The organism is Streptomyces sp. NPDC054770, from assembly GCF_053611985.1.
Map to the genome: position 1 here is coordinate 70,127 of NZ_JBSHBL010000029.1, position 14,512 is coordinate 84,638.

The 14,512-nt window shown below is 69.6% G+C and carries 11 protein-coding genes and 1 pseudogene; 7 read left to right on the forward strand and 5 right to left on the reverse strand.

Features of this window, described 5'->3' with window-relative positions; all coding sequences use genetic code 11:
- Positions 1-22 precede the first annotated feature (22 nt).
- Positions 23-586, forward strand: a complete 564-nt coding sequence (locus tag ACWGKQ_RS24710) for a flavin reductase family protein (protein ID WP_453294107.1) — start codon at positions 23-25, stop codon at positions 584-586.
- 83 nt (positions 587-669) lie between these two features.
- Here ACWGKQ_RS24710 and ACWGKQ_RS24715 read toward each other — a convergent pair whose 3' ends face one another.
- Entirely contained in the window at positions 670-933 is a 264-nt protein-coding gene (locus ACWGKQ_RS24715) for a NifU family protein (protein WP_453294108.1), read from the reverse strand.
- A gap of 87 nt (positions 934-1,020) precedes the next feature.
- Entirely contained in the window at positions 1,021-2,049 is a 1,029-nt protein-coding gene (locus ACWGKQ_RS24720; RefSeq protein WP_453294109.1) for an LLM class flavin-dependent oxidoreductase, read from the reverse strand.
- A 156-nt stretch (positions 2,050-2,205) separates the two neighbouring features.
- On the opposite strand from ACWGKQ_RS24720, the gene ACWGKQ_RS24725 reads away from it, so the two are divergent.
- The 3 genes from ACWGKQ_RS24725 (at position 2,206) to ACWGKQ_RS24735 (ending at position 6,712) form a co-directional block, all read left to right on the forward strand.
- Positions 2,206-4,065 (forward strand): flavin-containing monooxygenase, encoded by a 1,860-nt coding sequence (locus ACWGKQ_RS24725; RefSeq protein ID WP_453294110.1) that lies wholly within the window; start codon positions 2,206-2,208, stop codon positions 4,063-4,065.
- The gene (locus ACWGKQ_RS24730; protein ID WP_217561264.1) at positions 4,062-4,907 is read left to right on the forward strand and encodes a mycofactocin-coupled SDR family oxidoreductase; all 846 of its coding nucleotides are present in this window, start codon (positions 4,062-4,064) and stop codon (positions 4,905-4,907) included. Before ACWGKQ_RS24725 ends, ACWGKQ_RS24730 begins: the two co-directional genes overlap by 4 nt.
- A gap of 197 nt (positions 4,908-5,104) precedes the next feature.
- Positions 5,105-6,712: an FAD-dependent oxidoreductase gene (locus ACWGKQ_RS24735; protein WP_453294111.1), complete on the forward strand. Its 1,608-nt coding sequence runs from the start codon at positions 5,105-5,107 to the stop codon at positions 6,710-6,712.
- Between the two features lie 174 nt (positions 6,713-6,886).
- Here ACWGKQ_RS24735 and ACWGKQ_RS24740 read toward each other — a convergent pair whose 3' ends face one another.
- A complete protein-coding gene (locus ACWGKQ_RS24740; protein WP_453294112.1) occupies positions 6,887-7,114 on the reverse strand; it encodes a hypothetical protein in 228 nt (75 codons plus the stop codon).
- Positions 7,115-7,416: 302 nt separating this feature from the next.
- Between ACWGKQ_RS24740 and def the strand changes: the two genes are divergently transcribed.
- The gene (def, locus tag ACWGKQ_RS24745) at positions 7,417-7,959 is read left to right on the forward strand and encodes a peptide deformylase (protein WP_453294113.1); all 543 of its coding nucleotides are present in this window, start codon (positions 7,417-7,419) and stop codon (positions 7,957-7,959) included.
- A 172-nt stretch (positions 7,960-8,131) separates the two neighbouring features.
- Complete coding sequence (locus tag ACWGKQ_RS24750) at positions 8,132-11,023, forward strand: AAA family ATPase (RefSeq protein WP_453294114.1); 2,892 nt, start codon at positions 8,132-8,134, stop codon at positions 11,021-11,023.
- 48 nt (positions 11,024-11,071) lie between these two features.
- Here ACWGKQ_RS24750 and ACWGKQ_RS24755 read toward each other — a convergent pair whose 3' ends face one another.
- Both ACWGKQ_RS24755 and ACWGKQ_RS24760 read right to left on the reverse strand, forming a co-directional pair.
- Complete coding sequence (locus tag ACWGKQ_RS24755; protein ID WP_453294115.1) at positions 11,072-12,622, reverse strand: prenyltransferase/squalene oxidase repeat-containing protein; 1,551 nt, start codon at positions 12,620-12,622, stop codon at positions 11,072-11,074.
- Positions 12,623-13,205: 583 nt separating this feature from the next.
- Positions 13,206-13,292: pseudogene (locus tag ACWGKQ_RS24760) on the reverse strand (6-carboxytetrahydropterin synthase); the annotation flags it as partial.
- Between the two features lie 229 nt (positions 13,293-13,521).
- Here ACWGKQ_RS24760 and ACWGKQ_RS24765 point away from each other — a divergent pair.
- A complete protein-coding gene (locus ACWGKQ_RS24765; RefSeq protein ID WP_453294116.1) occupies positions 13,522-14,466 on the forward strand; it encodes an aromatic prenyltransferase in 945 nt (314 codons plus the stop codon).
- Positions 14,467-14,512: the final 46 nt, after the last annotated feature.

Here is a 14,512-nt window from a genome sequence, read left to right on the forward strand (position 1 = left end):
GTGGGCGAGGAGGAGAGAACGCATGCAGAGTGAGAGCGGAACAGACGCCTCTTCCCCCGGCCAGCCGGACTCCCCGCACGACAAGGCCCACTTCCGCCAGGTGCTGGGGAACTTCCCCACGAGCGTGGTGGCCATCACGGCGGGAGTGCCCGGAGGGCGGCCCGAGGGGATGATCGTCGGATCGTTCACGTCGGTCTCCCTCGATCCGCCCCTGGTGGCCTTTCTGGCGGACCGCTCCTCCGGGACGTTCCCCAGGATCCGGGCGGCCGGCCGGTACTGCGTCAACGCACTGGCGGCCGACCAGGAGGTCCTGTGCCGGTCGATGGCGAGCAGGAGTGCCGACCGCTTCGACGGCGTCCCCTGGCGGCTCTCGCCGTTGGGGAATCCCGTACTCGACGGTGTGGTCGCCTGGATCGACTGCGAGCTCGCGGAGGTCGTCGAGATCGGCGACCACTGTCTGGCCGTGGGGCGGGTCCATGCCCTGCGCGCCGAGTCGGCCAAGACACCGCTGCTGTTCTTCCGCGGCGGCTACGGCGACTACTTCTCCACGACTGCGCTGGTACTGGACCGGCTCGTCGGCTGGTAGCGGCGGTCCCGCGCACGCGGAGCGGGCGGCGAGTCCCAGGACCCGCCGCCCGCTCCGCTGTGTGGCCGGCTGAGGGAGCGGCCTCAGCCGGCCGGGTCCGGCTCGCGCACGGTGACCTCGGCCAGTTCGATGCCGCGGGTCTGGAGCCCCTCCTCGATGAACGCCTTGAGCGACTCGCCGTCGAGCACACAGGTGGCGCAGGCGTCGTTGTGGCCTCGGGAGTAGTCGACCGTCAGACGGGACTGCTCGGGAGCGAACTCCGCGAGCCGGATGGAACCGCCGTCGGGAGCGACCATCGGTTCCAGCAGTTCGAGCACTTCGTTGACGACGTCCTGGGCGTGCGGCATGGCCGGTCTCCTCTGTCGTAGGAGTCGTGGGATGAGCGTGCCGGGGGTTTCCGACGGGGTGCGCGATGTCTGCGGGTGGCGGCCCTCTCAGGGCGCTTCGGCGGCGTCGAGTGTGTCCATCAGCGCCAGACTCGACCGTGCGTAGGCCTGCCGGCGGCGCTCGCCGACCATGAACGACGGCGGCGCGAAGTAGGCGACGTCCCGGGCGATCGATGCCCGGCGCCGGCGGAGGGCGGCCGCCGCGTCGGCGGTGCTCCCGCACAACGCGATGGCGTCGACCATGTCGTCCGTCACGGCCCGCGCCATGTCGTCGAACCGTCCGTCGGCGAACGCCTCCCTGATCTTCTCGACCTGGGAGGTCCAGCCGTGGTGTGCGGCGAACGCGTCGTAGGTGCGTACGGTCAGGTAGAAGGCGATCATGCGGCGCATGTCGGTGACGGCGCGCTCGGGATCGTCGTCGTCGATCGCGGTCAGCAGCCAGCCGTGCTCCAGCGGCCGCCGGTCGTGTCCGCGGTCGTGTCCGCTCTCGCGCGCGCCGGCCTCGACGGCCGGACGGACGACGCCGTCCCACCAGTCGTCCGTGAAGAGTCCGTGGCCGATGATCCCGTCGGCGGTGCGGCCGGCGGCGGTCGCCATCCGGCGCTGGAACCCGGCCAGCAGGATCGGTACGTCGATCCGGCCCAGTACCGGGGCCTTCACTCGCGCGTCGATCCGGTAGAACTCGCCCTCGAGAGCGATGCGTTGCCCGTTCTCGGCGTGCAGCCACGCTCGTACGGCCGTCACCAGCTCGGTCATCCGGGCCACCGGGCGGTCCGCGGCCACACCGCACCAGTCGCGGTTGATGGCGAACGCCCCCGAGCCCAGGCCCGCGAAGACGCGTCCGGGTGCCTGCCTCCACAGGTCTCGGATCGCCGTCGCATGGGCGAACGGCGTACGCGAGAACCCGTACGCGATCGCCGGACCGACGAGAGCCCTGCGGGTCGACGCGACCATCCCGGCGACCGTGACATACGCGTCGTGGTCCGCGAACTCGCCGGTGCAGAAGGCCGCGACGCCCGCGGCCTCGGCCTCCGGGCCGACCTCCGCACCGGGCCAGGGCATGCCGAACTCAGTCATGTGCGCCGATCCTCCCGCAGTGTCGCGCGCTGCTCAGCTCAGGGTATGAATTGTAGCATTGAGTTAGCTGATTCAAGTGTTGGATACCTTCACATGATTTAACTGTTCTTCTAAAATCGCTTCGTTGGTCGGAGGCCCCAGGACGGAGAAACAGGGATGACGTACACCTCGGCCGCGCCCACGGATCTGGATCGGGCGCGCGCCAAGTACCGAGCCGAGCGGGACAAGCGCCTGGACCCCTCGCGCCGGGAGATCCTGGACCTCTCGGGACGCGAGGAGCTGGTGGCGGACCCCTTCACGGATGTGGTGCCGCGTGAGCCGCTGCACGACACGGTCGACGTGATGGTGGTGGGAGGCGGATTCGGCGGTCTGCTCGCCGCGGCACATCTGCGCAAGGCCGGAGTCGAACGCATCCGCATCGTCGAGAAGGGCGGAGACGTCGGGGGCGTCTGGTACTGGAACCGGTATCCGGGCGCGATGTGCGACGTCGAGTCGTACGTGTATCTGCCGATGCTGGAGGAACTGGACTACATACCCCGGCGCCGCTACTCGTACGGCCCCGAGATCCTCGCCCACGCCCAGCGGCTGGCCAGGCACTTCGAGATCTACGACCACGCGCTCTTCCACACCTCGGTGACGGGGATGAAGTGGCAGGAGCAGAGCGCCAGATGGAGCGTGCGCACCGATCGCGGCGACGAGTTCCAGGCCCGGTACGTGGTGGTGGCGCACGGCTCCTTCACCTCGCTCAAGCTGCCGGCGATCGAAGGGATCGACGGCTTCGAGGGCGAGCTGTTCCACACCTCGCGATGGGACTACGACTACACCGGCGGCGACAGCTCCAGCCCGCTCACCGGACTCGGTGACAAGAAGGTCGGCGTCATCGGCACCGGCGCCACCGCGGTCCAGATCGTGGCCCCGCTCGCCGAATCGGCCCAGCGGCTCTACGTGTTCCAGCGCACCCCCTCCACGGTCGCCGTCCGGGACAACAGGGAGACGGACTACGCGTGGGCGCGTTCCCTGGAGCCGGGCTGGCAGAAGCGGCGGCGGCAGAACTTCACCGCGGTCACCAACGGCGAGCCGATCACCGAGGACCTGGTGAGGGACGGCTGGACCGTCTTCTACCACGCGATGCTCAGCGGCGACGAACACGGCGCCCTGAGTCCCCAGGAACTCGCGGAGCAGCGTGAACTGACCGACCTGGAGCACATGGAGCACATCCGGGCCAGGATCGACGAGGTGGTGCGGGATCCGGCGACCGCGGAGGCGCTCAAGCCCTACTACCGCTACCAGTGCAAACGGCCCTGCTTCCACGACGAGTACCTGCCGGCCTTCAACCGGCCGAACGTCGAACTCGTCGACACCCAGGGCGAGGGCGTCCGGCGGATCACCCCGCGGGGAGTCGTGGTCGGCGAGGTCGAGTACCCGCTCGACTGCATCATCCTGGCGACCGGCTTCGACCAGGACTCCGCATACGTCGACCGGGTGGGATTCGACGTCACCGGCCGCGACGGCCGCACCCTCTCCCGGAAGTGGGAGGACGGCCCGGAGACCCTGCACGGCGTGATGTCGAGCGGCTTCCCCAACTTCTTCCTCCTGCCGCCGAACTACACGCAGGGCACCGCCGCGGTGAACTTCTGCCACACCCTGGACGAGACCGCGCAGCATGTCGCCTTCCTGGTCGCGGAGTTCGAGCGACGGGGGGTGATCGCGGACGTCACAAGGCAGGGCGAGGAGGCGTATGTCCGGCAGGTGACGGAGGGCTCCGGCCTGGCGCTCCTCGGCGCGGGCGGCTTCCTGAAGGACTGCACGCCGGGCCGCTGGAACAACGAGGGGGATCCCGACGGCCGCCCCCGGAAGAACGTCAACTACCCGGGCACCTCCACGGCGTACTTCACCATGCTGGAGGAGTGGCGGCACCGGGGTGAGTTCGAGGAGCTGAGCCTCACCCCCGCGCCGAAGCCGAGCCCCGAGGCCACCGTTGCGAAGCCCGCCGAGGACGAGAGGAGTGCACGATGACCGGCACCGTTCCCGAGGCACCCGTGCCGAACGCACCGAACGCGCACCGCTTCCAGGGCAAGGTCGTCTTCATCACCGGAGCGGCCCGCGGGCAGGGACGGGCCGAGGCGGTGCGCTTCGCCGCGGAGGGCGCGGACATCATCGCGCTGGACATCTGCGAGGACCTCCCCACCACCACGTACCCGGGGGCGACGCCCGAGGACCTCGCCGAAACCGCCCGGCTCGTCGAGAAGCTCGGCCGGCGCATCCTCACCCACAAGGCCGACGTACGCGACTTCCCCGCCGTACGGGCGGCCCTGGAGGAGAGCGTCCGCGAACTCGGCCGCCTGGACGTCGTGGTGGCCAACGCCGGTATGACGACGTTCGCCCGCACCTGGGAGATCGAGCTGGAGCACTGGAACGCGACGCTCGACATCAACCTCACCGGAGCCTTCCACACCGTGAAGGCCGCCGTCCCGCTGATGATCGAGCAGGGAACCGGCGGCGCGATCGTCTTCACCAGCTCGGTCGCCGGACTGCGCGGGCTGCCGCTGCTCGCCGACTACGTGGCGGCCAAGCACGGTGTCACCGGACTGGCCAAGACCCTGGCGAACGAACTGGGGGACCACCGGATCCGGGTGAACTCCGTGCATCCCCACGGGGTCGACACCAAACTCGTCCCCGGGATCCGGCCGATCCTGGAGAACGACCCGCAACTGAGCGCCTTCTTCCAGGGCGTCCTCCCCGACGGCGTCAGCCAGGCCGAGGACATCGCCGCGGCCGTTGCCTGGATCGCCTCCGACGAGGCACGTCACGTCAGCGGCATCCAACTGCCGGTGGACCTCGGGCGCACCAACCGCTGACGCCACCGCGTCCCGCACATTCCGTACCGGTCACCGGAATCGCGCCACCTGCGTGCCTGAGGCCGACAACACACTGAGGTTGCGGTCGCCCGGCCGGGGGCCATGGGCGTCCGGCCAGGGACGGGCGCCGGAGCTCCAGGACGTCGTCCTCGGCGCAGGTGAGCCGGGCGCGAGAGCCTGAGACGAGGAGGACAGTGATGGCCGGTGGGGAGAGCTACGACGTCGTCGTCGTGGGATCGGGAGGAGGTGGTCTGGTCGGGGCCTATGTCGCGGCGTCGCGAGGCCTGCGCACGCTCGTGATCGAGAAGACGGACCGGGTCGGCGGAACGACCGCCTACTCCGGTGCGGGGCTCTGGTTCCCGGAGTCGGCGCCCCTGCTGCGGGCCGGTGTCGAGGAGGGCAGCGAGGACGCCAGGACCTACCTGCGCGGTGTGGTGGCGGACGACACCAGGGAGCATCTGCAGGACGCCTATCTGGACGCCGGCCGGAAGCTGATCGACGAACTGGAGCAGAACCCCTGGTTCCAGTCGTTCGTCTACGGGCCTGTACCCGACTACTTCGCGGGGGTACCGGGCTCATCACCCGCGGGGCGGACCGTCTTCCCGCCGGACATAGCCGTAGCCGAGCTGGGCGAACGAGCCGAGCTGGTACGGGACTCGATACCAACCGAACGCTGGGGGGTGGAGCGCCCCGCGGTGTTCACGGGCGGCCGGGCACTCATCGGCCGAGCCCTGACGGCTTTCCTGGAGACCGGCAACGGGGAGCTACGGATCAACACCCGTCTGGAGAGCCTGCTGCTGGAGGACGACAGGGTCGTCGGTGTCACGGCGACGACGAGTGGGGGCGAGCGGATCACCTTCCGCGCCGAACGCGGGGTGCTTCTCGCGGCCGGAGGCTTCGAACGCAACGGGGAACTCCGCAAGAAGTACCACGCGGTGCCGCTGGACGGCACGTGGTCGAACGGCTGCCCCGGCAACACCGGCGACGCCCTCCAGGCCGGCATCGCGGTGGGCGCCGCCACCGACCTCCTCGACGAGGCATGGTTCGTACCGGGTCTCGTCCAGCCCGACGGACTGCCGGTGTTCCACACCGGAACCCGCGGCGGCATCTGGGTCAACGGTGCCGGCGAGCGCTTCGTGAACGAGACCCGCCCCTACGACCAGGCCGGCCACGAACTGGTCCGCCTGCATTCGACCAGCGGTGTCTCCCACGTCCCCTGCCACTGGGTGTTCGACCAGCGCCAGCTCGACCGCGACAGCATCGGCGGGGACCCCAGCCGGCCGCCGGACCCGGCGTGGCTGGAGTCGGGCGCGCTGAAGAAGGCGGACACCCTGGAGGAACTGGCGGAGCTGATCGGGGTGCCGTACGAGGCTCTGACGAAGACCGTCGAGGAGTACAACGGCTACTCCGCCACCGGTGTGGACGAGCGGTTCCACCGCGGCGAGACCCCATGGGACCAGATGTACCAGCACATCGTGGGCTTCCCGGCCGGGCCCGTGATGAACTATCCGGCGCCGGCGTCACCGGACTCCGCCCATCCGCTGCTGCCGCCCCTCGACACGGCGCCGTTCTACGCCGCGACCATCGTCCTCTCCGACATCGGCACCAAGGGTGGCCTGAAGACGGACGAGAACGCGCGCGTCCTGCGCCCCGACGGCGGCGCGATCGCCGGTCTCTACGCCGCGGGGAACACGGCGGCGGCCATGTCGGGACGGGTGTACCCGGGCGCCGGGACCCCGATCGGCAGCAGCCTCGCTTTCGCGTACCGAGCCGTCCTGGATCTCGCCGGCGAGAAGACGGGCTGAGGCCCGTTCCGCACCCGTAGCGCACCGAGGCCGCGCCCCCGCACGGGGTCGCGGCCTACTGCCTGGAACGTCGTCTGGCATGGCGGGGTACCGGCACGACTTCGCGAAGCTCATCTGGCGCAACGTCATTCACAACGACCGCTGGCGGCTGGGACTTGCCCAGGGCGACCCCCGCTACGACGGTGTCGAGGCACGCCTCGCGGCAGCGCCCGACATCGCACGGCGTACCGGGCCAAGTTCACGGGCCCCTATGACCACCGGACGCTCAAGGGCATCGGGCGCAACGTGCCACAGGAAGCGCCCGAAGCGTTCGCCCGAGCAGTCCTCGACGTCGATCACGCCGCACAGGTTGGCCGACCAGAAGCTGCGACCGGGGACGCGCCGGACCTGGACCGCGATCATGTAGTCAAATGACGGATACAGCCCTCAGCTGCCCGCTTGCAAGCTGAACACACGTTCCCGCTCGCAGGTGACGACGTCTGGTGCTCGCATGGCGGGAACGCTATCTCCTTTGTCGTTTCTGTTGCTGATGTGGTCACGGGCGGTCGCCGTAGATTCATTGCGCGCCGGGCAGCCGGGGGTCCTTGCACGAGGAGCGATGACCTGAAGGCCGGTCTGGGAGAGCGCCTTCGCTGTCGCGGGGTATCGGGGCTTGCAGTACCCCCGAGCGCAGCTGGTGTCCGATCGACAAGAAAAAGGTTCATATGACGGTTGTACCGATCAGGTCACTCGGTGACCCGGTGCTGCGGGAGCCGGCCAAGCCGGTGACAGACTTCGACGGTGAGTTGCACACATTGGTCGGCGACCTGCGCGAGACGCTGAGCGACAGCGGAGGGGCCGGGCTTGCCGCGCCCCAGCTGGGCGTCGGGCTCCGTGTGTTCGTCTGGAACCCCAAATTGTCCCGCGGTAGTTTGGACCACCTGGTCAATCCCGTCCTGGACTTCCCGGACGAGAAGGAACAGGACGGCGCAGAGGGCTGTCTGTCCGTCCCCGGCGTCTACCTGGATACCAGGCGTCGGATGAACGTCGTGGCGAAGGGCTTCACCAGGCGGGGCGACCCGGTTCAGGTCGTCGGGGACGGGCTGCTGGCCCGCTGTATCCAGCACGAGGCCGATCACCTGGACGGTGTGCTGTTCATCGACAGGCTGACTCCTGCGCAGCAGGAGCAGTGGATGGCCACGCTGCGCTCGGCTGCCTGGTTCGACGGGAACGCCATGGCAAAGATCAAACACTCACCACACCAGTAAAGCGCGGACGACTGTGCGGAAAGCGTCCCGACCTCGCTTTCCGCATGTCTGTCGTCCTGCTGACCTCAACGTCTCCGGGCCTGGACTTCCTCCCCGGCAACCTGGCCCGTCCTGGCCGGTACGCCGGAGCAGAAGGGGGTTGCGTCCCGTCCCAGCAACGTACGGAGTACTCATGTCACTCGACAGCTTGGCGAAACCCGAGGACGGGGCATCCGGCCGGCTGATCGATTCGCCCCGCGAATTGCGCGGGCGGCTCCGGGAGTACGCACTGCTGGGCGGAGTGATCGAGGACGTGCGTGGGGGACGCGGCGCGGCGCTGGTGGTACGAGGCGAGGCCGGTGTCGGAAAGACGGCGTTGCTCAACCACGCGGTGCGTTCCGCGGCACGGGACTTCAGGGTCGTACGGGCGGCGGGCGTACAGTCGGAGATCGAGCTCGGTTTCGCCGCCTTGCACCAGTTGTGCGGACCGTTCCTCCCGCACGTCGACCGTCTCCCGGCCCCACAACGTGAGGCGCTCGAGACCGTGTTCGGCCTGCGGACAGGGCCCGCGCCAGACCGTCTCCTGGTAGGTCTGGCCGTACTGGGCCTGTTGTCCCGGGCGGCCGGCGAGTGCCCGCTCGCGTGCGTGGTGGACGACGCGCAGTGGCTGGACGAGGCCTCGGCTCAGTCGCTGGCCTTCGCCGCTCGCCGGTTGCGGACAGAACCCGTACTCATGGTTTTCGTCGCTCGCGAGCCGGGCCCGGAGTTCCATGGGCTGCCGGTGTTCGTGGTCGGCGGTCTGCGGGACGCCGACGCACGGCAGTTGCTGAGCTCGCTGGTCCGATGGCCGATGGACGGCCAGGTGCGCGAGCGGTTCCTGGCCGAGGTGCGCGGAAACCCGCGCGCGCTGCTGGAGCTGTCCCGCGGACTCACCGCGGAACTCGCCAGCGGGTACCAGACACTGGACGTACCACCGCCCTCCAGCCAGATCGAGCGCAGCTTCCATCGGCGGGTCGAGTGCCTCCCGGCACAGACCCGGCGTCTGCTCCTGACCGCGGCCGCCGACCCGGCAGGTGACCCGGCACTGGTGTGGCGCGCGGCCACCCGGCTGGGCATCCCGGCCGACGCCGCGATGCCCGCGGCCGAGGCCGGCCTGCTCACGTTCGGCACCCAAGTCCGCTTCCGGCATCCATCAGTGCGCTCGGCCGCCTATCGGACGGCGCCGCTCCGTGACAGACAGGAGGCTCACCGGGCCCTGGCGGAGGCGACCGACCAGCGCACCGCACCCGACCGACGTGCCTGGCACCGAGCTCAGGCGACCGCGATGCCGCACGAGGATGTCGCTGCCGAACTGGAACACTCGGCCGGCTGGGCGCAGGCCCGCGGCGGCCTGGCCGCCGCGGGCGCGCTCCTGGAGCGCGCCGCGACGTTGACGCCTGATCCGGCGCGTCGGGTCGAACGAGCGCTCGCCGCGGCTCAGTCCAAGATCCTCGCGGGCGCCTACGCCCCGGCCTCGGAGCTGTTGGCCATGGCGGAGGCGGACTCCGCGGACCAGCTCCAGCGTGCCCGGGTCTCCCAGCTGCGGGCTCGGCTCGCGTTCGCTTCGAACCGGGGCGGCGACGCGCCACTGGTGCTGCTCAGAGCTGCGCGGAAGTTCGAGCCGAGCGACGCCGACCTCGCCCGCGCGACCTATCTTGACGCGCTGACCGCCGCGCTGATCGCAGGCCGTCTCGCCCGTGCGGGCGGGTCCGCACCAGAGGTGTCGCAAGCGGCGCGCGATGTGCTGCGTACCTCCCGCCCGTCAGCGCCCGATCTGCTCCTGGACGGCCTCGCCACCCACTTCACACAGGGGTACGAGGTCGGCGCCCCCATTCTCCGGCGGGCGCTGAACGTCTTCGGCCACGGTATGTCCACGGACGAAGAGCTGCGCAGGCTGTGGCAGGCCTGCGTGACCGCCCTGCATCTCTGGGACGACTGTGCCTGGGACAGACTGACCCGGCGATACGTCGGGCTCGCACGTGACACGGGCGCGTTCAGCGAGCTCCCATCGGCTCTTGGCATGCGGTCCTGTGCGCTGCTCGTCGCCGGCGACCTCAACGCGGCGGCCGCGCTGAGCGAGGAGGAACAGGCTGAGACGGAGACGGCGGGGAGCAACGTCGCGCCGTTCGGCGCCCTGTGCCTTTCCGCCATCCGGGGGCGTGAGGACGAGACCTTCGCGCTGATCAACACCGTGGCCGAGCAAGCGGCGGTGGACGGCGAGGGAATCGGGATCACGCTCACGGAGTGGGCCGAGGCTGTGCTCTGCAACGGCCTCGGTAGCTATGACCGGGCTCTGGCGGCAGCGGAACGGGGCATCTCGTACCCGCACGACATCGGTATTTCCTCGTGGTTGCGGGTGGAGCTGGTGGAAGCAGCCGCCCGGATCGGAGTGCCGGAACGCGCGACGAGTGCGCTCAGGCACCTTGCCGAGGCGGCCCGGGCCAGTGGCACCGACTGGGCGCTGGGAATTGAGGCTCGCTCGCGGGCGCTGCTCAGCAAGGGCGATGCGGCGGAGCCGTTCTATCAGGAAGCCGTCGAGCGGCTCGGCCGCACCCGCGTACGTGTGGAACAGGCTCGTGCGCGTCTGCTCTACGGCGAGTGGCTACGGCGGGAGAACCGCCGCATGGATGCGCGCGAGCAACTGCGCACCGCCTACGAGATGATGACCGCCATGGGCATGGAAGGGTTCGCCGAACGCGCCAGACGCGAACTTCTCGCCACAGGCGAGACCGTACGCAAGCGCACGGTGGACACGGCGAACCGGCTCACGGCCCAGGAAGGCCAGATCGCCAGGCTCGCCTGCGACGGGCTCTCCAACCCGGAGATCAGCGTCCAGCTGTTCATCAGTCCGCGCACGGTGGAGTGGCATCTGAGCAAGGTGTTCACAAAGCTCGGCATCACCTCGCGTAGGCAACTGCGCTTCGCGCTGAACACCCCTGAGCGTGCGGGCCAGGCCACCGGCCAGGATCTCCGGCCTGCCGGTCCGACGCGACCTCGGAGCGCCGCCGAGTCGATCTCACGGCCCGTGCAGACACACAGGGAATGAAGGCGAGTCCGCGCGGCTCAAGGCTGCGGCTCCGGCGGTCTCCACCCGTCATTGCTCCCCTTCCACGGTGTGGTGGCTGAGCGCCCACAGGGCGCAGATGTCAGCAAGGACCGGCACGTCGTAGGGCAGTGGCCGGGGCGCGGCCTGGTCCGGCCGGGAGGAGAACCCGCCGTCGTCGCGCTGCTGGGTGAGGAGGTAGCCGATCCCCTGGCGATGAGCGGGGGTGCGCTGCCACCTCCGGGTGGCGAGCAGGGCGTACGAGGTGCTGATCGGGTCGCTGGGATCCGAGGCGCGCTGGCCCCAGCCGCCGTCGGAGTTCTGCGCGGTCATCAGGTGGCCCAGCGCGAGTGCGGTGGCCCGGCTGATCCGCGTGCGCAGGGGTGCCGACTGCCGTGGTTCGGCGTGGTGAAGAGCTTCCAGGGTACGGAAGACGGCATTGGCCTCGCTCAGACTCCAGCTGCGTTCGAAGGTGCCATCGGGCCGCTGGGACATGAGCAGGTACTCCAGCGAAGCCTGTGCCAGGCCGGAATGGCCCTCCCAGCGCGGAGCAAGTGCGGTCAGCGCGCCGGCCGTCATCGCGGTCTCCGAGGCGTGACCGCGGATGAACGTGGGGAATCCGCCGTCATGGTTGGCGATGCGGAGCAGGTACCGGGTGCCCGCCTCGATCTGCCCGGCATAGCGCTGGGGCGCCAGGGCCTGCAGGAACTGGAGGCAGTACGCGGTGTCGTCGACGTCGGTCTGCCGTACGCCCTCGGCGTAGGCCCAGCCTCCGTCGGCCTGTTGACGTGCCGCGAGGTAGTCGCCCAGTGCCGTCGGACGCGGCGTGGCGTCGGCGTGGGAACGCATCAGAGCGAGTCCCGCGGTCGCCGTGCAGAAGATCTCCAAGCCGGTGATGAAGGGGATGCCGCCATCGGGATTCTGGCAGCCGAGGACCGCGGCGAGGCCCTCCCGCACCAGCCGGTGACCGGGCGTCAGACGGTGCAGCGCAGTCAGCGCCAGCACATGGGCGAGCACGTTGCGCTCCCAGACGTGCTGTGTGCTGCCGCGTTCCAGGCGCTCTTCGAGGAAAGCCTGCTCCACCGGTGCGCCCCCGCCTCGGGCGGCCAGGTGCAAGGCCCGCACCGAGCACAGCGAGAGGTCGACCCAGGAGGCGAAGCCGCGGTACTCGATGGCGTCCGGATCCACGTCATGGTCGTAGGGCAGGACACCGAGCGCGGCGAGAACAGTCTCGAACATCAGCCGCTTGCGGGGTGCGGTGAAGTGCTCGAAGCCGTCGAGCCAGGACAGGGCCCATCCGTTCTCCGCCTCCGGTCCGAGGCGCAGGGCCGCGTTCGACAGGACCCTGTCGAGGGTTCCCCGAGCTCCCGGATGGCGGCGCAGGTAGCGGGCGATCTCCTCCCGCTGCTCCGGACAGTGGCCGGAATCGCGGAGCAGGGCGTGGACCAGCGCCGATTCGAGCACCCGGCTGGCGCAGCGGCCCCGCACCGAACCGTCGGCGGCGACCTGCCCGAGCAGATGATCCGTCAGCCGCTGTCTGGCCGGAGCGACGGACGGGACGGGGACGGGCCGTACGGAGGAGGGGAGGGGCGAGGAGTTCACAGGGCAGCTCCGTCTCGGGACAGGATGGCAATCAGGCCGCTTCTCGCTCTCACCGGCCGAGAACCCCGATCCTGTCGGGGCGGCGGGAGGACCCGCCGACCGAGGAGATGGCCCAGCCCTGCCCGGTGAGCGCATGCCACAGCCGCGTCGTGCAGTGCGCGCAGAGATACAACTCGCCGTCTCGGGCCACGCGGAAAGCCGCAGGCATCGATGGGCCGCACCGATCGCACATCTCATTCATTCAGCGTCTCCGTCGCGCGGATCGTCCTTCGCACGCCGCGTGCGCCACGGGGGCTGTCTCGCGGGTCGTGACCTGCCTGCCACAGACCCTGCTGCGCCCGTCGTCTGATCGCCCCCGTGGAAGACCCTGGTCGCGCTCCCGGGCGGCACGGTCGGCGGCCAAGGCGACGGCCGGAGACTTCTCCGAGGAAGCCGTCGCGGAACCAGGTCGGCGCCATGCCGGACGCCGATCAGCAACCGTCCGGCGTGAGCGCGCCGGCCGCGGCGAGGAACTGGTTCGTCCCGACGCTCGTGGACATCTCTGTCGGGTGCGTTCGTGCGCCCTGCCGACGGGCCGCCGCTCTCACAACGACCGTTCGTAGCCTGCGCAGGCGACGTGCGACTCGTGCAGGGTGACGGCGATCGCGGCCAGACCTCGGGCCCCCTCGCCTGAGACAGGCCTGGCCGACGCCACTGACTGCCGCAGGTTCGACACCCGTGAGCCGAGCCGGTGACCCGGGGCAGTGGCCAGGGTGTGCCACGGGTGCGAGCGAGCACTCCCCAGGGTGATCGTAGACGCGACGCGCAGCCGCGGTGGCCTGCACGGACGGATCGGAAACGGCAGACAGGCCGCTGGATCGAGGAGGCTCCCTTGAAGCCACACAGGAAGAAGGATCACCGTGCGCTCTTGTGAGTTCTCACAGTCGCGTTTTCTGGAGGACATCCGCACTACGGCGGAAGCGATCGACGCACCCTTCTCCTACGCGACGACTCGCGCGGTACTGGACGCGTACGGCCCGGCGTTCAGCGAGGGAGCTGTCCTGTTGCGTACCACTGACCGGACCGGCGACGACCTGAACTACCGTTTCTACGCCCGGCGCCCCATGGACACCGTCACCGTGGCCAGACGCGCGGGATTCATCGCGGCCGACGACGCCCTCGGGGACCTCGTACAGTCCTGGAGCGAGCTCTACGACGGAACGCCGGAGCAGTCCTGCGACTTCGACGCCGATCGCGGACTGACCAAAACCTGGGTGTACCTGAATGGCACTCGACCGTTGGACGACGTCCTCGGCGTCACCGGCGTGCCGTCGCTCATCCGGGAACGTGGTCCCGCCTTTCACCGGCTGGGACTGGACTACGTACGCCATGTCTCGGTGGACTACCACCGCGGGACGGTCAACCTCTACTTCAGGGCACCCGGACCCATCAGCGAAGCCCAGTGCGCGCGCTTCACCGCACTGGCAGGCGCCGCCATGCCGGACGACCGTCTCTTCAAGGAGATGGCCACGTTCCTGTCCCGCGGCGCGTACACGTTCGCGGTCACCATTTCCCCGGCCACCGGCTGGACAGAGAGGGTTGCCTTCTATGCCCTCAAGCTCCCCGAAGGACGCTTCCCCACGATCGGCGGCCGTCTCTCCAGATTCTTCGAGACGGCTCCTTCCTACGACATCGAGGACATGAACGCTGTCGCCTGGTCCTTCGGTTCCGGGAGCGGGACGTACATCAAGGCCGAGAGGAGCTACTGCGGCGATCTGATCTCCCTCATCAAGGGATGGAACACCTTCTTCAGTCAGTCGAACACCATCGATCCGGCGCTCCCGGTCCGAGGTGACGGCAGATGACAGCTACGGGAGAAGGGGAGGGGTCCGCCTACTTGTTGGGTCACTC